The organism is Collinsella sp. TF11-5AC (assembly GCF_003436775.1).
GTDB lineage: Bacteria > Actinomycetota > Coriobacteriia > Coriobacteriales > Coriobacteriaceae > Collinsella.
The window spans coordinates 19,337-38,258 of the sequence record NZ_QSQO01000010.1 but is presented as its reverse complement, the minus strand read 5'-3'; the positions used below and the strand labels follow the sequence as shown (position 1 = coordinate 38,258).

The following is an 18,922-nucleotide window of genomic DNA, read 5'->3' as shown; positions in this document are numbered from 1 at the left end:
ACAAGGAGCGAGCGGCCGACCGGCTCATGAGAGCGCAGCCGGCCTGCTCTGAATTCAACCTAAAAGGATTGGTGCAAACCTGTCCCCGATGCACCAATTACTCTGCGGGAAGGAACTCGGCGACGGTCTTGGCAATGCCTTCGCCGGTGAGGCCGTAGTGCGCAAAGACCTCGGGGCTCGTGCCGGTGATGACCGGCGCGTCGGGCAGGCTCAGGCACTTGACCGGACGCGGGCAATGCTCGCCCACCACCTGCGCGACCATAGAGCCCAGGCCGCCGAAGGGGCTGTGCTCCTCGACCGTCACGACGGCGCGCGTGGCACCGGCAGCCTCGATCACGGCCTCGGCGTCGAGCGGCTTGACGCAGTACATGTCGAGCACCGTTGCCGAAATGCCCTGCTCGGCCAGCAGGTCGGCGGCATCCACGGCGTGGCGGACCATCTCACCGGTGGCGACGAGCGTCACATCGTTGCCGCGGCGAACCCAGGTGGCACGGTCCATCTGGAACGGACACTCGTCCTCGGTATACACGTCCTCGACCGGGTTGCGCCCCACGCGGATGTAGGCCGGCTTGTTATCGTTGACCAGGGCGCGCACGAGTTCGGCGGTCTGGAAGCGGTCGCTCGGCAGATACACGCGCATGTTGGGAATCGCGCTCATGGCGGCAATATCCTGCGCAGAGTGGTGGCTCATACCTAAGGCGCCGTAGGACACGCCGCCCGAGATGCCGATGAGCTTAACATTGGTGTTGGAGTACGAGACGTCGACCTTGCACTGCTCATACGAGCGCGTGGTCACAAAGGACGCCGGCGAGGCGGCCCAGGCCTTCTTGCCGCACGAAGCCATGCCGGCGGCGATGCTCACCAGGTCCTGCTCGGCAATGCCGACCTCGACGGACTGCTGGGGATACCGATCGAAGAACGGCGTGAGCGACGCGGAGCCGCGGGAGTCGGAGCACAGGACGACGATGTCCTTATCGGTCTTCGCGGCCTCGAGCAGCGTGTCGCAGATAACCTTGCGATTGGCGATCTTGTTAGCCATTGATGGCCTCCTTATGGGCAGCGAAATCGGCGATGATCTGGGCATATTCCTCATCGTTGGGCAGGTGATGATGCCAGGAGGCCTTGTCCTCCATAACGGGCGAGCCATAGCCCTTCACCGTGTTGAGGATGATGACCGTGGGCTTACCCTTGGTCTCGGCGGCCAGCGTCAGCGCGGCGTCGATGGCCTGGACGTCGTTGCCCGGAATGGAGAGCACGTTCCAGCCGAAGGCGGCCCAGCGCTCCTCCTGCGAGTCCTGCTTCATGACGTCCTCGGTGCTGCCGCTAATCTGCAGGCGGTTGCGGTCCACGAGCGCGCACAGATTATCGAGCTGGTAGTTGCCGCCGCTCATGGCGCCCTCCCAGACCGAGCCCTCGGCAAGCTCGCCGTCACCCATGATGGTGTAGACGCGGTAGTCGCGGCCGTCCATCTTGCCGGCAAGCGCCATGCCCACGGCCACGGGCAGGCCATGGCCCAGCGAACCGGAGTTCATCTCGATGCCCTTGAGCTTGTTGTTGGGGTGACCGATGTAGGGGCTGCCGAACTTGGAGAAGCGGGCCTTGACGTCGTCGAGGTCCAGATAGCCCTCGTGGCAGAGCACCGCGTAGTAGGCCTCCATGGCGTGGCCCTTAGAGAGCACGAAGCGGTCGCGACCGGGATCGTCGACGGTCTCGGGCGAAATGTTGAGGTGGTTGGCGTAGAGGGTCATGAGGGCGTCGATCACCGACATGTCGCCGCCGATGTGGCCGCCGGCGCCAGCCATGATGATATCGACGCAATCGCGGCGAAGGTCCCAACGCAGGGACTCAAGCTCTTCGATAGTTGCCATTTCTACTCTCCTCGCAGGTAGGCTTTGACGTCTTCTTCAATCGGGTCGTACAGGTCGGGGGCAATGCCGATGTACTTGCACGCCTCGTAGAGCACCGGCACCACGTTGGCGTGAATGGCGACGCAGTGGTGGATGTAGGGGCCCTCGACGATCTTGGCCTCGAGGCGCTTGAGATTGTCGACCTCGACCCACAGGTAGGTGCCCATGCCGGCCGGGCCGTCGATGCCGCGGGCGTTGCCCAGCAGCAGCGAGTACTCGCCGTTGTCGCCGTCAAAGCGGGCAAGGGTGAGGTCGCCGTGCTTGGCCTCGGCCGTCAGCGCGCCGGGGTGATCGAAGGCCAGCGGGTAGGTGAGCTTAGGCTTGACGGCCGCACAGCTGCAGGGCCAGGGGCCGCAGTGCTGCAGCAGCTCGCCGTTCTCGTTATCGGGATGGCGCACGGTCCAGTCGGCGAACATGCCGCGGTGACGGCCCAGGTCGGCCGCCTCGACCATCAGCGCGGTGATGGCGCCGTGGATATCGGTCTCGCACACGACGGGGATACCCATCTCGTTGAGGATGGCGTTGGCGGCGCAGGGCATAATGCCCAGCTCGTCCTGCAGGGCGTTCCAGCACTGGATGGCGCCGGCGTTGCAACCGTACTTCTCGACCAGGCGCTTCATGGCGATGGCGAGCCCTGCGACCGCGGGGACCTTGTCCTCGGGGATGCAGATCTCAAAGCTGTCGGTGATGTGGGCGAGCATGGCGTTCATGGCCTGCTCGTCGGCCTGGGCGTCGCGCACGGCCTGGACAAGCTCGGTCATGGGGATGGGCGAAAGCTGGATGTTGAACTTCTCGAGCAGCTCGCCCTCGTTGCACATGGTCGACCAGAAGTCGAACGGACGGGTGGCCATCTGCAGAATACGGGTGTGCTTGAAGGTCTTGACCACGTTGCACACGGCCAAAAAGTCCCAGACGCCGCGCTCGAACTCGGGATCGGTCAGGCGGCAGTTAGTCATGTAGGTGAAGGGAACCTGGAAGCGGCGCAGGACCTTGCCGGTGGCGAACAGGCCGCACTGGCTATCGCGCAGGCGGGTGCCGTCGGGCTCGGGGCGCTCGTCGCGCGGGCCCCACAGCAGCACGGGCAGACCGAGCTCGCGGGCAAGGCGGGCGCAGACGTACTCGGTACCAAAGTTGGCGTGGCAGAGCATGATGCCGTCGACGCCCTCGGCGCGGAACTTCTCGATGATAGGCGCGATATGGCTGTCGTCGAACAGCAGGCCCTCGTCGTTGATGTCGTCGATATCCACGATGTCGACGCCGATCTCGCGCAGGCGATCAGCCGTAAGGCCGCGATACTTGATCGCGTCCGGCGCGCTAAAGATGCTGCGGCGCGTGGGCACGAAACCGAGCTTGATCTTATCCATGTACGTCCTCCCCTAATCACATGTTCAGTAAACAGACGCATGTTTCGTTTTGTTCTGTTTACTAAATGTTTTACTCTTTTGTTTAGTAGTTTAGCGCGAAAGTCCCGTAAACGGTAGAGAAATCAGCCTAAACGGTATGTAAACAATCTGAACATACAAGGGCAACAAAAAGAGGGCCCCGTAGGACCCTCTCTCTTGGTAGCGTCATATATGGTTGCCTTTGGCGGACTTTTCCGCTCTGAGGTCTGGCGCCGTTCTGCCTAGATTTCGCGCACGCTCTGGCGCTCGACAAAATAGGTCGATACGGCCGTTTTGCAGGTATAGCTCTTGGGATTGCGGATGTTGCCCACCAGGCGGCGCACCGCGATCTCGCCCACCTCGTGCTTGGGAACGTGCACCGTGGTGAGCGGCGGGTTGGAGAAGGCACCCAGAGATAGGTCGTCAAAGCCGATGATCGAGACATCGTCGGGCACACGTATGCCGTGCTCGTTGAGCGCGCGCATGGCACCCACGGCGAGCACGTCGTTCTCGGCAAAGAAAGCCGTCGGCAGGTCGTCGTGCGAGACGCTGTCGAGCCACACGCCCATGTCGCGATAGGCACCCTCGAGCGTGGTGCCCAACGTGACACGCCATGCCGGATTGGCCTCGAGGCCCGCGTCCTCAAGCGCTTGGCGATAGCCGCGCTCGCGATCCTTAAAGTTGCGAATACGAAGGTCGCCCGCCAGATAGCCGATCTGCTTGTGGCCTTTCTCGATAAGGTAGTCCACGGCGCGCAGCACCGAATCGGTGTTGGCAATGACCACGGCGTCGAAATACTGGCGATCGCTCCAGCCATCGAGCACAATCAGGTGGGCGGCGGCGTTAGCGAACAGGGCGTAGTCCTCCTCGCCCAACTCCGTACCCATTAGCACAATGGCGGCGGACGGATCGGCGATCAGGCCCTCGACCTGCGGGCGCACGGCGTCCAGGTCGCTAAAGTCGAGCGAGACAAAGCTCGTGCTCATGCCGTGGCGACGCGCCTGACGCTCCACGCCCTCAATAACCGCGGGATGGAAGGTGCTCTCGTCCAGGATGGCACCCGTCTTGCGCGCAAGCACGAACTGGATACTCTCGAGCTGCGTCGACTGCTGGTATCCGAGCGATTGTGCGCACTCCAGGATGACCTTGGCGGTCTCCTCGCTCACGCTGCGCTTGCGGTTGAGCGCGTTGGACACGGTCGCAGGCGAAAAACCGGTGATGCGGCTGATCTCGCGAACACTTGCTTTAGCCATTGTTCCCCCTAGTAACGGTCGCGGTCGAGCATCGTGGCCTGACCGCCCCGTGACTCGATAACTAAACGACCGCAAATTCAATCTAAACAGAATAGTAAATGTTTAATAGCTAGTTTAGCCTGTTGTCAAGCAAAGTGGTGCGACTATTCCCCCAACGGGCACATTTACTCGGTAGCTAAAAAAGCCCCGTCCCAAATTGACTACATGGGGCGGGGCGTGAAAAACATTTAGCCCAGGACGCGGGCCATACGCGCCTTGAACTCGGACAGAAAGCGCGGGGCGTCGACGGTCAGCGCCACGAGTGCGCTCTTGTCGGGATCGGCCACACGGCGCTCATCGCAGATGGTGCGGCCGCGATACTCGCCAAGCAGGTCGATGCGCAAGTTACAGCCGAGCGCGCCCACGAGCGTGGGGTCAATCGCCACGGCGACGGCAAGCGGATCGTGCAGCGCGCAGCCACCCAGGTAGGAGGCGTTCATCTCGTACGAGCCAATGTAGTGCTCCACCATGCTCGCAAACGCGCAACCGGCCATGGTGCCCGAGCCCGTCCAGCCGGCAATGTCGCGACGCGTGAGCACCACGCGATGCGTCACATCCAGCCCCACCATAGTGAGCTTGCGGCCCGAACGCAGCACGGCATCGGCCGCCTCGGGATCACTTGCCATGTTGGCCTCGGCGCCCGCGCTCACGTTTCCGGGCACGGTGAGCGCACCGCCCATCACGACCACGCGACCGATAGACATCATCGCCGCCGCATCGCGCTCCAGGGCAAGCGCCAGATTGGTGAGCGGGCCGGTCGCAACGTAGACCAGATTGGGACCATAGGTGCGCGCAGCATCAATCAGGTAATCGACCGCCGCGTTACCGTCGGCCGACGTCGCCCCCACCGGCTCGTACGGCGACGCGGGCACGCTCGCCCCGCCAATGCCGTTCTTGCCGTGAATGAGCGTGGTGGACGCCGGCGGTGTATAGGGCTCAGTCGCCTTAATGGGACGATCGGCGCCCAGGTACACCGGCACCTCGGGACGACCCAACAGGTCGAGCACCGCCAGGCAGTTGTGCGCCGATTGCTCGACGCGCACGTTGCCAAAGCACGTGGTGATGCCCACGAGCTCCACCTCGGGGCTCGCGATGGCATAGGCCAGCGCCATCGCATCGTCCACACCCATATCCAGATCAAGGATCAGCTTCTTGGTTGCCATTGTTCTACTCCGCTTCTCCGTCTTTATCGTTTAACCAAACCAATGTTCAACTTCGGCGCGCGTGGGAATCGATTGCTGAGCGCCCAGACGCGACACCGTCACCGCCGAGGCGCGAGCGCCCGCGACCATGCACTCAAAGAGCGGCAAACCCTCTAGACGAGCCGCCGCCAACGCGCCGATAAACGTATCGCCGGCCGCCGTGGTGTCGACCACCGACCTCGAAAGCGCCGGCATGCGCAGCAGCTCGCCGTCATCACCGAGCGTAACCGAGCCGGCACCGCCCAGCGTAATGACCGCGGCGCCAGCGCCTTTGCCGAGCAGAGCGTTGAGCGCTTCGACACAACTCGCGTCATCTGTGGGCAGAATGCCCGTCAGCGCCTGGCATTCGGTCTCGTTGGGGCAAACCAAGTCGACCGCAGGCCACACTCCCGCCGGTAGATCGCAGGCCGGCGCGGGGTTAAAGACCGTATAGAACCCCAGCTCGTGAGCGCAAACAAGCGCCTTGGCAGTCGCCACGAGGTCACATTCGCCCTGGGCGATAAAGACGCTTCCGGCAGCCGGGGCAATCTCTCTGGCGCCTCCGTCGAGCCCGTCGGCCACCAGGTGCCTCAGCGCACAGGCCACATCATCGCCTGTAAGCGCATGGTTGGCACCCGGCGACAGCACGATACGGTTGTCGCTCTCGCAGCGGATGATGGTCGCCGTGCCCGTCTCCACGTCGTCGCGCCGCGCCACGAACTCAACGCCCACGCCGGCATCCCGAAGTCCCGCCACCAGCGCATCGCCAAACGCATCGCGCCCGACCGCGCCGATCATGCACGTGCGCGCACCCATGCGCGCGGCGGCGACGGCCTGGTTAGCGCCCTTACCACCGGCATTGGTGATAAAACCGCTGCCACCGACGGTCTCGCCCGCGCGCGGCATGCGCTCGCACGCCACCGAAAGGTCCATGTTCATGCTGCCGAACACCGCAACAATGCCGTTGTCTGCCATGGAAACCTCCTCGTCTGCAGGCCTTACGCCCACCGTCGGCGTCGATCGTGCGCTCTCGCACCTCTATAACTTTAGTTCACTTTGATGTGAACGCACCCTTGAGGTTGCGCCAGCAGCAAGCATTCACAGGAGCAGGCAGCTACAATGAATACGTGCTGATTATTCTCGTCATTGGATGATGTTTTATGGAACAATTCTCGCAATCGGGCTCGCGCGGTCGACGCCGCACGGGCAACGAGCCGGCGCCGCACGAACGCGTGAAGGGCGAACGCCGTGCCAACGAGCCGCGACGCACCGCGAGCCCCCATCGCGCTTCTGCCAACAACGCGGGCCGCGCCAACACTCCCGCCGCGGAGCAGACGCCTGCTCGCCCCAAGTCCCGCTACATCCCTGCCCTTGACGGCCTGCGCACGCTTGCCGTCGTCGCAGTGGTGCTCTATCACCTCAACCTCACGTGGGCTCAGGGCGGCCTGCTTGGCGTCACGATCTTCTTTGTGCTTTCGGGCTATCTGATCACACGCCTGCTACTCAACGAAGTCGCTAAGACCGGCCGCATCGACCTCAAGAGCTTCTGGATCCGCCGCATCCGTCGCCTGGTCCCCGCCGTGGTGACCGTTGTGGTTGTAACCTGTGCGCTGTGCACCGTCTTCAACCACGTGATGCTCACCAAGATGCGTCCCGACATTCTGCCGTCGCTGCTGTTCTTTAACAACTGGTGGCAGATTATGCAGGACGTCTCGTACTTCAACGCCCTGGGCGACCCCTCGCCGCTTACGCACTTTTGGTCGCTCGCCATCGAGGAACAATTCTACCTGGTTTGGCCACCGCTGCTGTTTGCCATGGTGTCCATGCATGTGAGCAAACCCAACACGCGCCGTGTGGTCCTGGGACTCGCAACGGTATCCGCCCTTGCCATGATGGTGCTCTACAACCCTGCCGCCGACCCCAGCCGCGTGTACTACGGCACCGACACCCGCGTCTTCTCGCTGCTGCTGGGCGCCTGGATGGCCTTTATCCCCGATCGCGACCTGGCGCCGGTGCGTCTCGCTCATCGTTTGGGGCTCAATCGCCTGGCTGGCGCCGCCAAGCACGGCAAGAACGCCGAGGGCGAGCCTGGCGAGAAGGCCGACAACGCAGCCGAGACCGTCCCGGCACAGCCGAGCGCCCTCGTGCGCTTTTGGTCCTCGCCCGCATCCATCGATGTGCTGGGCGTCGTGGGTCTGGTTGGCCTTGCCGCCATGGTCGCGCTCACCAACGGCTACACCGCGTTCCAGTATCGCGGCGGCACGCTGCTATGCTCCATCCTCACGCTCATGGTCATCGCGGCCTGCGTGCAGCCCCAGGGAATGGTTGCCCGCGCACTGTCCGCCGAGCCGCTCGTGTGGGTTGGCAAGCGCTCGTACAGCATCTACCTGTGGCACTATCCGCTACTGTTGCTCATGAACCCGGTCGCCAACATCAACGATACGCCGTGGTGGCAGTACATTTTGCAGGTGTTGTTGGTGGTCGCCGTGGCCGAATGCTCATATCGCTTTATCGAAACGCCGTTTAGAAAGGGCGCCTTTGAGCGCACCGTATCCGAGTTCCGCGACGGCACCGCCACGCCCGCCAACTGGGCACGCGCGCACGTCCCTGTCTGCGCAACCTGCGCTGTCGTGTTGGTCGTTGCACTGGGCGGCCTGATCTTTGTGCCGGAGACCTCCGCACTGAGCGGTGAGGGCGCCGAAGTCCTCAACAAGGAAGCCAAAAACACCGCGCCCGCCGACCAACAGGCGGCCGACGACACCGACAAGGACAACGACGGCTTCCCCGATGGCTCCTACGATTTGCTTATGATCGGTGACTCCGTGTCGCTGCGCGCCGTTGATTCCTTTGACGGCGTGTTCCCGCACAGCCATATCGATGCCGAAAAGGGCCGCCAGTTTGATGCGGGCCGCGCGACATTTGAGGGCTATCTCCAACAGAACCTTGCCGGCAAGATCGTGGTCTTTGCGCTGGGCACCAACGGCTTGGTAACCGACGATCAGATCGACGCCATCATGGCCGATGCAGGAGATAAGCGTATTGTGGTGTTTGTGAACACACGCAGCCCGCAGCCGTGGGTTGGCTCTACCAACCAGGCCATCGCCAACGCTGCTACGCGCTACAAGAACGTGCGCGTTATCGACTGGTACGGATACAGTGCCAATCGCAACGACCTGTTCGATGGCGATGGCACGCACCTGTCGACCACTGGCGTGACTGAGTACCTCAACTTGATCAACGATGCAGTCAAGAAGGACCTGCCCGTGCATCCCGAGGATCACGTCAACGATCCGCAGCCGGCGGCCGTCAAGTCTGCCACCGACGCGCTCGTCAATGCGCTCGCTCTCAAGCCGCACAAGCTGGGCACCGACAAGTAACCTGCAGCGCAAACTTCCCACATCCGGAGGGGGTGCCTGCCACGGCAGGCACCCCCTCCGGCAGTTAGGGACGTTCCTTATATGCCGGCACCCAGGGACACTCCTGACACAGCCGAGGAACGCCCTCCTTGCGACCGAATTCTGGGCGCCTCGCCACCCCGAACGTTGTTTCCAAGCCCACACCCGCAGCAAACAACCCAAAATCACTCTTTTCGAGCCGACTCCAAGAGGTCGTGGACAAAAAGTGGCAAATATGAGTACTGTTACCATTTTAGTAGCAGGCAAAACCACCCAAAATGGCGCCCCTGCGGTAGCGCGCGACCCTTCCAGTTGACCAGAATGGCCGGCTTAGGACTTGGAGACCCGCTTTTAATAAACAGATTCTTAACTATGTTCATTATTTTCTTGGTCGTAAATGCTATCGGCAAGGCAACAGTACTCATATTTGGCATTTTTTGTCCACTGCCATATAACTAACGCCCTATAGCGGGCAAAAAACAGGCCGCAGTCCATCGCTGCGGCCTGTTTGGAGTCCAAAAGAGGCGCTAAGCGCTGTAACCCATCGCCTGCAGAACAAACATGACGACCGTCAGCACCGTAATCACACCGATAGTCGCCCAAGTGAGCACATTCCACACGCGGCCGTTGCGGTTAGTGCCCATAATGTGACGGTCAGCGGCAATAACTACCTGGAACACCAGAACCACGGGCAGCAGCACGCCATTGATGACCTGCGAGGTCATCATAATCTGGAACAGATCGACGCCGGGCATAAGCACCAGCACGGCAGAGATACCGATGATGGCCGTAATGATGCCGCGATAGACCGGGGCCTCGTCCCAGCTGCGGTCGGCACCGCGCTCCCAGCCAAATGCCTCGCAGATAGCGCTCGACGTAACGCCCGGCAGCACGCAGGCGGCCAAGAAGCTCGCCGCGACCAAGCCCGAGGCAAACAGTACCGTGGACCACTGACCCGCAATAGGCTCCAGCGCGCGGGCAGCATCGGCGGCATCGCTAATCTGAATACCCGCCGGGAACAACACCGTACCGGTCGTGATGATAATAAAGCCGGCAATGACATCGGCAGCAAGCGAGCCGCTCACGGTATCAATACGCTGCAGCACGATGTCGTCCTCGCCCGCGTTCTTATCGACCACGTTGTTCTGCGCCAAAAAGATCATCCACGGTGCGATGGTGGTACCGATCGTTGCGACCACGAGCGACACGTAGCTGGGGTCGTTTTGAATATTGGGGACGACCAAGTCGACCGCGACCTCGCCCCAGTTGGGGCCGGCCATAAACGCGGCGACGATGTAGGTCACGAACACGCAGCTTACCAGCAGCAAAATCTTCTCGATGCGCTGGAAACTACCCGACATGGTAAGCATCCATACCAGCAGCGCCACCAACGGCACCGAGATGCTCGCCGGCACGCCAAAGAGAGCAAGACCGCTGGCGATGCCCGCAAACTCCGAAATGGTCACAGCCGTGTTGGCGATCAACAGCGCCGCCATAGCAAGTACACTCTTGCGCACGCCAAAGCGCTCGCGAATGAGCGATGCCAGGCCCTTGCCCGTCACGCAGCCGCAACGCGCCGCGGTCTCCTGCGTCACGATGAGCAGCACAGTCATGACGGGAAGCATCCAGAGCATCTTGTAGCCATAGCTGGCGCCCGCACTGGAATACGTTGCAATGCCGCCGGCGTCATTGCCCGAAAGCGCCGCCAGCAGACCGGGGCCCATAGCGCCAAAGATGGCCGCGATGGTCAGCTTTTGCTTGGTACCCGACTTTTGCTTGGTATTTTGCACGCGACCACCTAACCCATGACTGACATGGCGAGCAGCACCGCGGCGATGCAATACGCCACACACGAAATCATGACGGCAATGACGTTCATGGCGGTGCCCGACGTGTTGAGGTCATGCTCGTCACGCCAGAACAGCACCATCAGGTAAATCACGGCGCTCATGTTGCCAACCAGGCAAATGATGGCAGCGATATTAAAACACCCGGTAAAGAGTTGCTCCTCAAACATGGGCGCATCGAGGAACGCAGCGGTGCGCACCAGCTGGGCGCACAGGTAGGTCACGAGTGACAGAATCAGGCCCATGCCCGTGCTCTGGAAGAAAAACCCCAGATACGGCTTGGGCTCGTCGTCGTGACCGTCATACTCCAGGAAGTAGTTCTTGACGAACGACACCATGCGCGAGGCCGCCAGCAGCACGAGCGGCATGGCGCACATGGGGAACACCACCAGATGCGCGGAGCCGAGCGCCGTTCCCAGCACGGTCGCTATAATGCACGACGCGATGCCCCATACAACAACCCAGTACTGGCGATGCACGAACCAGCTGAGCACATTCGTCGAGTCATCGGACGCGCTGTCGCCCGAGCCGACACCGGCGATCTGCAGGTCCTCCTGATGCTCCTCGGCGATAACGTCCATGGCGTCGTCGAAGGTCACGATACCCAGGATGTGGCGGTTCTCGTCGCAGACGGGGATGGCGACCAGGTCATACTTGGTCATCTCGTCCGTTACGTCTTCCTGGTCATCGTCGGGCGACACATAAACCAGATCGCGATAGGCCAGCTGGCCCAGCGTGGCGTCGCGATCGGCCACGATCAGCGTGCGCAGCGAAAGCACGCCAGTCAGCATGCCGCTCGGATCCTCGGTATAGACGTAGTAGACGCTCTCGAAGTCCTCGTCGAGCTCGCGAATCGCCTCGATGGCATCACCGACCGTTGCCGTTGCGGGCAGGGAGACAAACTCCGAGGTCATGATGCGGCCGGCGGTGTTGTCCTCATACCCCAGCAGGTTACGAATCGCCTTCTCCTCCTTGACGCCCATCAGGCGCAGGAGCTTCTCGGCCTTCTCGTAATCAAGCTCGTCGATCAGGTCGGCAGCGTCGTCCGGGTCCATCATGGCCAGCATCGACGATGCGTCGGTGTCGGACAGGCCCTCGAGCATCTCGGTCATAAGCTCGTCGTCATCGAACTCCGAGATGGCCTCGGCGGCCTGGGCAGTATCGAGCTGCGCAAACACCTGCGCACGCAGGCGCGGGTCGAGCTGCTCGATAATGTCGGCGATGTCGGCAGGGTGCAGCTCGCCGAGCGTCTTGTGCGACACCGAGAGTTGGATGTTTTTAGTCGAGCGGTCGAGCAGGTCCATGTAGGACCAAGCGATGATGTCCTCGCTGAGCGGCTTGCCCAGGTGCTTCATAAAGCCCTCGACGACGTGCTCGAGTGCGGGGCTGATCGCGCGCAGCAGACCGCGGGCACCGACCTCGGCACCCAACAGGCGCAGCTGGTTTTCGCCCGACATGGAAAACTTGATGTCGTTGACGCGCACGACCTTCATGCCCTGCGTGTCGACGATCTGCTTATTGAGCACGTCGCGCGCCAGCAGGAGCTCGGTCGGCTGCAGGTACGAGAAGCGAATATTGGTGGCAGACGTGTTGAGATACACGCCCGTCTCGTCGATACGGTCGACCCATTTGCGCCAGCTGATCATAAACGGCGTCTTGCCGGGGCCGCGGAACGCGAGCGACGTCACGTGCGGAAAAACTTCGCCGGTAGCAATGCCAAAATCGTTGACCACGCCGAGCTTTTCGCCGTCGACGTCCAAGACCGGCAATTTGAGCATCTCACTCAGATAATTCAATGGTGCTCCCCATCATTATTCCTCCGGACGCGGCCGCGCGTGCGGCGTCCGGGGGCTTCTGGATATGTATACGCATGCGCGGGCGGCACGCCGCTCGACGCTTACACCCCGTGCATGCGCAAAAAGCACCTGCATGGGGTCATCGACTGTATGGTCGAGGTTTGGATTTCACCTGTAACCTTTCTCTTGACCCTCATTAACCGCAGTAACTATAGCATCAGCATCGCCCTGCGGCATCGAATTTATGCGCTGCACATTGCAGGCATACCAAACGCTGACGTATCCGTGACATAGCCCTTGGGGACGTTCTTAAACGACTACCCAATGACTACTCTGTGGTGTCATCGTCCTCGGCAAGTTGGGGGAACACGGCGTCCTTGGGCATGGTGACCTTCGTCAGCGAGGTGAGCTTTTTGCTGAGCGATGTGTCCGTCTTGACCAGGTCGCTGAGCGTCACGATCTTGTATCCGTCGGCGACAAGACCGTCGATAATCTGCGGCAGCGCCTCGAGCGTCTGCTCGGCGCATTCGTCTCTATCGGTGAGCAGCACGATATTGCCCGGCGTCACCGAATCGAGCACCGTTGAGACCTGCTCGTCGGCACCGTTGAGCAGCCAGTCGCCCGAGTCAATATTCCACGAGACCACGGCGGAGACCAGGTCCATCGCATCAATCCAGTTTTGCTCGTCAAAGGCAGCGTAGGGAGCACGCAGCAGCATCGTCTTCACGCCGGTCGCCGACTTAATCGCATCGGTGCCTTTCGTGATCTGTTCGCGTACCGTCTCACGGTCCTGACCCTTGAGCGAATCGTCGCTGTAGCTGTTGGATCCGATCTCGCACCCGGCATCGACAATCGCCTTGGCCGTGGCAGGCGAGGCCTCGGCCGCATCGCCCGAAAGGAAGAACGTCGCGGTAACGCCCTTTTCCTTGAGCACCTGCAAGATCTGTTTGGTGGCGCCGCTCGGACCCTCGTCAAACGTCAGCGCCACGTACTTTTTGTTGCCCTTGGGCGCCACGCTGGCGCACGCAACGACGCAATCGGTGGCGGGCACAACCTCGCCGCGGTCCTGCGTCTTGCCCGACTGCTCACCAACCCACACCTCGGAGCGGCCCTGGACACCCCATGTCTGCACATACTCGATAGCGCCCGTGCCCTCGACCTTGAGCTTGGGCTCGATAACCGTAGCCTGAACCTCGTGCTTCTCGTAGGTGTTACGGCCATCCTTGACCGTCACCTTCTCGCCGCCCTCAAGTTCGCGGCTATCCCATTTGCCCTGTTTTATGCGCTTGCCGTCCACCTTAACCGACAGCTTTTCGCCGCCATGGCGCTTGAGCACGCTGTCATCGACGGCCAGCAGGTCGCCTGCGTCGTAGGTATCGGTCAACTCCTGGTCGTCGATGAGATTCTGCAGCGTAGAGCCCACGCGCACCGCGGTCTTTTGCCCGTTAAGTTCCACGTCCACGCTGCGGTTGACGTAGCCCACGACGGCAGCGATAAACAGCACGAGCGCACAGCCCACGGCAATGAGCGCATAGGGCAGACGGGACGGTCGGCGCGGCGAGCGCCCGTTGCCGATGCGCGCGCTGCGGTCGCTAAACCCGCGGCTATGGTTGAGGTACATCGCGCCGGGCTTACGGCGGCGACGGCGCTGACCGCTGGGCAGCTGCCCCAGGTCGCGGCGCGCCGTCGGACGCGCACCCGAACGCCCGTTTAAGTTGGATCCGTTTTGGCGCATGTGCCCTCCCCCATAAACACAGCAAGCCGGAGCAACAGGTCTCCGGCTTGCCTCCCATCATTTGGTACGTCGCTATTTTGTAGCTTTTGACGAGCCTCCGCTCGCCTTTTGGTATTCGTCCTTAAAGGCCTTGAACATGCCGCGCGTCTTGCCGAGCTGCTTGCCCAGTGCGCGACTGCCTTTGTCCACGGCGACCGATCCCTTGTCGTCGAGCACCTTGGCGCCCTTTTTGACCTTGTCGCCCACCACGACGCTGGCCTCGGCGGCCTTGGCGGCCGCACCGCCCGAATACCCAAGCGACTTGACCTCGTCCGAGACGACCATCGCGCCGTTCTCGTAGCCGCGTAGCATCGTCGGCGGCACCTGCGTGTCACCAACCAAAACACTCGAAGCAGCACCGGCGGTCACATAGAATGACTGCACGATGCCCGAACGTGGCTTGAACTCAACGTCCGAGCAATAGCCCACGACGTCGCCCGATTCCGTGCGCACGTCCATACCGACCCAGATGATGCAATCGTCCAGGTTGATGTCGAGGCGCTTGGCGGCGGCGGCATCGTACGTGTCCTTGACGTCATCGACCGCAATGGCGCCCTCGTAGACGCCAATGGCGTCGAGCGCTACGAATCGATCGGGACGCTCGATCATGCCCGCGATATCGGACTGGCGGACCATAAAGCCGACCACGCGCGTACCGCCCGGGGTAAAGACCGGAAAGTGAATCTTTCCGAGCTTTTTAGGGCTGCGCGGCGTGCCGTCCTTTTTGGTGCGCTTGTCCTCGGTAGGCTTGCGATAGATCTTGGCGCCGACAAAATCCCCGGCGCGCATTATGCCTCGGTCGAGGGCTCCGCAGCCTCGGCATCAGCCTCGACGGCGTTCTCGACCACGACGTCGGCGGCAGGCGTCACGTTGCCGCCCGAAATGGCGTCGTTGAGTTGCTCGCGCAGCTGGTCCATGCGCTCGCGGGCCAGGTCGACCTTGGCGCGCAGGTCGTCGGTCTTGGCGTCGACCATCGGGCCAAAGTCATTCACCGCAGCACGGGCCTCCTCGGCGCTGTGCTCGTAGGTGTCGCGCATATTGTCCCAGGCGTCATTGGCGATATCGGCAGCCATGGCGCGGGTCTCGGCGCCCGAGCGCGGGGCCAGAGCAACGCCGACAATAGCGCCGGCAGCGGCACCAAAAAGTGCGCCGGAGACAAAGCTGAAAGTCTTACCCATGATCATTCCTCTCCTGCGGGCACGTCGGTGCCCACCGTTTGAATGCTGTCCATTATACCCGCAGCGCATCGCTTGCCGCTCCGCTCATCTGCGTACGGCAAAGGCGCAGGTACGTGATGGTGATAAACGCGTAGGCCTACTCCTGGGGCATAGCCGGCATGGCCACCGTGGCACCCGGGTCCTCGCCGGCGCCGTCCACGAGCGGCAGGCCGCCCTCATGCGCAGGTCCTACCGGAACCGTCGCCGCACCGCCAAAGACGGCAGCGGAGGCCTCGTGGTTCTCGGCAACCGCGCCCTCGGTATCAATCGCCACCTGGGGCTCGTCGTCAAAGTTGGGGACGCCCTGGGGCTCGGTGGGAACGGGCTCGGCGGTCGCATCGGCAACGGGCTCGGCGTCGACCGGCACATCGCCCTCGTCAGCGCCCTCGTCCTCGGCAGCATCTTCGCCGTTCGCAGCGGCGACGGCCTCGTGAGGATCCTTGCCCTCGGCCTCGGCGCGCATGCCCAGCACCAGGTTGCGCAGGCCCGCGACCGTGCCTTCCACGTCGGGGGCAGGCTGGTCGGCGTGCAGGTACGCCCAGTCCATCATAAAGGTGGCCGACGACAGCGCACCGATGGCCAGTGCGTCGTCGGGGCACGAAAGCTCGACCTCAAAGACACGCTCGTCATGCTCGCTTACGCGCGTGCGGCCGCACGAGATGCTACCGGCAAGACCGGTCTCGTTCATGAGCTCGACCGTCACGTGCTCCAGCAGGTGGCAGAGCTCGGTCTGACCCATGCAGTCCTGGAACTCGCGGCCGGAATCGCCCAGGCACAGGTGCTTGGCAATCGCCGGCACCAGGTAGTACACGCGCGCCGTGGCCTCGATATCCTCCGAGGTCATGAGCGGCATGCCGGGGTTCACCAGCACGTGCGCGCAGATCTTGTCCTCGCTGACGGTGACCTTAAGGATGTTGAACAGGCCTGCCATAACTCTCCCCTACTCTTCCTTGTCCTACTCGTCGCCGTCGTGCGGATTCGCGGAACCCGCACCCGACGTCGTCGGCTCGTCTACCGAAGACTCGGAATCCTTCTTATCGGTTTCGGCCGGAGCGATCACGCGAATGAGCGAGATGCGCTGGCCACGCATCGACTGCACTTTAAACTTGTACCCCGCGACCTCAAACACCTCTCCGATGTCGGGCACCGAGTCGCAAAGCTCCAAAATCCAGCCGGCGATGGTCTCATAATCATCGCTTTCCTCAAGCGGCCAACCAAGCTCAATCGCGTCATCGCACGAAAAACGCCCATCAACGAGCCACTCGCGGCGCGAAAGGCGCGTGAGGTACTTGTTGTCGGGGTCGAACTCGTCCTCGATCTCGCCCACGATCTCCTCGACGATGTCCTCGATGGTGATGATGCCGGCCGTGCCGCCGTACTCATCCACGACGACCACGATCTGGTCGTGCGAGGTCTGCATCTCGGACAGCAGCGGCAGGATGTCCTTGGTGTCGGGCACAAAGGTGGCGTCGCGCAAAAAGCCGGCGATGGGCTGGTCGCCCTTGCCGTCGAGCGCGGGCTGGATCAGGTCCTTGATGTGCGCGATGCCCGCGACGTTGTCGGGATCCTCGTGATAGACGGGGATGCGGCTGAAGCCGGTCTGGCGCATGGTGGACAACACGTCGGCGACCGTCTCGTCGTCCTCGCACATGGTGGTGTCCACGCGCGGCACCATGACCTCGCGGGCAACGGTGTCGCCCAGGTCAAAGATCTCGTGGATCATGCGCTTTTCCTCGTCGAGCAGGTCGTCCTGCTCCGAGACCATGTACTTGATTTCTTCCTCCGAGACGTTCTGGCGGTCATCGGCGCTCTTGATGCGCAGGATGCGGGCCAGGCCGTCGGAGCAGGCACCGGTCAGCCACACGAGCGGGCGGGCGATCTTTTGGAACACGGAGAGCGGTCCCACGACCTGTTTGGATACGCCCTCGGCGTTAGCAAGGCCGATGCGCTTGGGCACGAGCTCGCCGATCACGATGGACACAAAGGCGACCGCGACGGTGATGATGACCGGCGCCAGGCCACGCGCGATGGCGGAAAGCGGCGCGATGCCAAAGCTCATGAGCCATGTGGCGAGCGGGTCGGACAGGCTCGTCGAGGCGACGGCGGACGAGGCGAAGCCCACGAGCGTGATGGCGACCTGAATGGTGGCGAGCAGCTGGTCGGAATCGGCGGCAAGCTGGACGGCGCGCTCGGCGCGCTTATCGCCCTCCTCGGCATCGTGTTCCAACACGGCGCGCTTAGCCGTGGTGAGAGCCATCTCGGACATGGAGAAGTAGCCGTTGATAAGCGTTAAAACGAGCGTGGTAATAAGGGAGATGGTTATGTCCATCGGGAGTTTCTCGAACCTCCAAGATTCGGGACGTTGGGTAGTAAGCGTAGGTGACGGATAGGGCAATTGCGCCGGTTGCCCGTGCGAGCGGGGCCGTGGGCGTGGTCGCTAGATTACGAAGAGGATCACCGCCATGAACTGGAAGATGCTGCCGGCGAGCACCCACAAGTGGAAAACACTGTGCAGATAGCGCACGTTTTTGGCGATATAGAACGGCACGCCCACGGTATAGCACACGCCGCCGACGGCGAGCAGGGCGAGTGCCACGGGGTTCAGCAGCGCCACGAGCTCGGGCAGCTTAAAGACGACGAGCCAGCCCATCAGCAGATAGACCAGGCCGCTTACCCAATGCGGCTGACGTTCGCGCAAAAAGCACTCGAGGGCGATCCCGACGATGGCGATGGCCCACACGGCAAAGAACAGCGCAGGGCCGCCGTCGTTTGCGAGCGTGATGAGGCAAAACGGGGTATAGCTGCCGGCTATGAGCAGGTAGATGCAGCTGTGGTCGATGATGCGAAACACGCGCTTGGCGCGCGCGGGCTGAATCGCGTGGTAGAGCGTGGAGGCTAGGTATTCGAGGATGATACTGACACCATAGACAATCGCCGCGGCCATGTGGGCCGGGCCTCCGCCGCGCAGGGCAGCGAATACGATCAGGAGCACCAGGCCCGCGATACCCAGCAGGCAGCCGACACCATGGGTGACGGAGTTCATGATCTCCTCGCCCACCGTGTAGTGTGGAACGGCCGCGGTCTTGGGTCGCGGCTTAGAACTGTCGCTCGAATCGGACATGCCGGTTACA

At 62.3% G+C, this 18,922-nt stretch carries 15 protein-coding genes; 1 reads left to right on the top strand and 14 read right to left on the bottom strand.

Going from position 1 to position 18,922, the window contains the following annotated elements; translation table 11 throughout:
* Window positions 1–97: 97 nt before the first annotated feature.
* From DXD16_RS05985 to DXD16_RS05960, 6 genes are all read right to left on the bottom strand, one after another.
* A complete protein-coding gene (locus tag DXD16_RS05985) occupies window positions 98–1,039 on the bottom strand; it encodes a transketolase family protein (RefSeq protein WP_117655454.1) in 942 nt (313 codons plus the stop codon).
* A complete protein-coding gene (locus DXD16_RS05980; RefSeq protein ID WP_199408129.1) occupies window positions 1,032–1,868 on the bottom strand; it encodes a transketolase in 837 nt (278 codons plus the stop codon). The genes DXD16_RS05985 and DXD16_RS05980 overlap by 8 nt, the downstream gene beginning before the upstream one ends.
* 2 nt (window positions 1,869–1,870) lie before the next feature.
* Window positions 1,871–3,271, bottom strand: coding sequence for an L-fucose/L-arabinose isomerase family protein (locus DXD16_RS05975; protein ID WP_117655453.1), 1,401 nt, complete (start codon window positions 3,269–3,271; stop codon window positions 1,871–1,873).
* A 260-nt stretch (window positions 3,272–3,531) separates the two neighbouring features.
* Complete coding sequence (locus DXD16_RS05970) at window positions 3,532–4,542, bottom strand: LacI family DNA-binding transcriptional regulator (protein ID WP_117655452.1); 1,011 nt, start codon at window positions 4,540–4,542, stop codon at window positions 3,532–3,534.
* Window positions 4,543–4,769: 227 nt separating this feature from the next.
* Window positions 4,770–5,744, bottom strand: a complete 975-nt coding sequence (locus DXD16_RS05965) for a nucleoside hydrolase (protein ID WP_117655451.1) — start codon at window positions 5,742–5,744, stop codon at window positions 4,770–4,772.
* Between the two features lie 30 nt (window positions 5,745–5,774).
* Window positions 5,775–6,737: a ribokinase gene (locus DXD16_RS05960; RefSeq protein ID WP_117655450.1), complete on the bottom strand. Its 963-nt coding sequence runs from the start codon at window positions 6,735–6,737 to the stop codon at window positions 5,775–5,777.
* A gap of 185 nt (window positions 6,738–6,922) precedes the next feature.
* On the opposite strand from DXD16_RS05960, the gene DXD16_RS05955 reads away from it, so the two are divergent.
* The gene (locus DXD16_RS05955) at window positions 6,923–9,139 is read left to right on the top strand and encodes an acyltransferase family protein (RefSeq protein WP_117655449.1); all 2,217 of its coding nucleotides are present in this window, start codon (window positions 6,923–6,925) and stop codon (window positions 9,137–9,139) included.
* 545 nt (window positions 9,140–9,684) lie between these two features.
* Here DXD16_RS05955 and DXD16_RS05950 read toward each other — a convergent pair.
* From DXD16_RS05950 to DXD16_RS05915, 8 genes are all read right to left on the bottom strand, one after another.
* A complete protein-coding gene (locus DXD16_RS05950) occupies window positions 9,685–10,881 on the bottom strand; it encodes an Nramp family divalent metal transporter (protein WP_117637211.1) in 1,197 nt (398 codons plus the stop codon).
* Between the two features lie 74 nt (window positions 10,882–10,955).
* Window positions 10,956–12,800 carry a magnesium transporter gene (locus DXD16_RS05945; protein ID WP_117655448.1) on the bottom strand — a complete coding sequence of 615 codons (1,845 nt, stop codon included), beginning with the start codon at window positions 12,798–12,800 and terminating at the stop codon, window positions 10,956–10,958.
* A 328-nt stretch (window positions 12,801–13,128) separates the two neighbouring features.
* Window positions 13,129–14,535: a polysaccharide deacetylase family protein gene (locus DXD16_RS05940; RefSeq protein ID WP_233502635.1), complete on the bottom strand. Its 1,407-nt coding sequence runs from the start codon at window positions 14,533–14,535 to the stop codon at window positions 13,129–13,131.
* Window positions 14,536–14,607: 72 nt separating this feature from the next.
* Window positions 14,608–15,363 carry a PRC-barrel domain containing protein gene (locus tag DXD16_RS05935; RefSeq protein ID WP_117655447.1) on the bottom strand — a complete coding sequence of 252 codons (756 nt, stop codon included), beginning with the start codon at window positions 15,361–15,363 and terminating at the stop codon, window positions 14,608–14,610.
* A complete protein-coding gene (locus tag DXD16_RS05930) occupies window positions 15,363–15,752 on the bottom strand; it encodes a YtxH domain-containing protein (RefSeq protein WP_117655481.1) in 390 nt (129 codons plus the stop codon). Before DXD16_RS05930 ends, DXD16_RS05935 begins: the two co-directional genes overlap by 1 nt.
* 136 nt (window positions 15,753–15,888) lie before the next feature.
* Entirely contained in the window at window positions 15,889–16,722 is an 834-nt protein-coding gene (locus DXD16_RS10480) for a hypothetical protein (protein ID WP_233502634.1), read from the bottom strand.
* Window positions 16,723–16,746: 24 nt separating this feature from the next.
* Window positions 16,747–18,120 carry a hemolysin family protein gene (locus tag DXD16_RS05920; protein WP_117655446.1) on the bottom strand — a complete coding sequence of 458 codons (1,374 nt, stop codon included), beginning with the start codon at window positions 18,118–18,120 and terminating at the stop codon, window positions 16,747–16,749.
* Between the two features lie 108 nt (window positions 18,121–18,228).
* Window positions 18,229–18,912 carry a hemolysin III family protein gene (locus DXD16_RS05915; protein WP_199408127.1) on the bottom strand — a complete coding sequence of 228 codons (684 nt, stop codon included), beginning with the start codon at window positions 18,910–18,912 and terminating at the stop codon, window positions 18,229–18,231.
* Window positions 18,913–18,922: the final 10 nt, after the last annotated feature.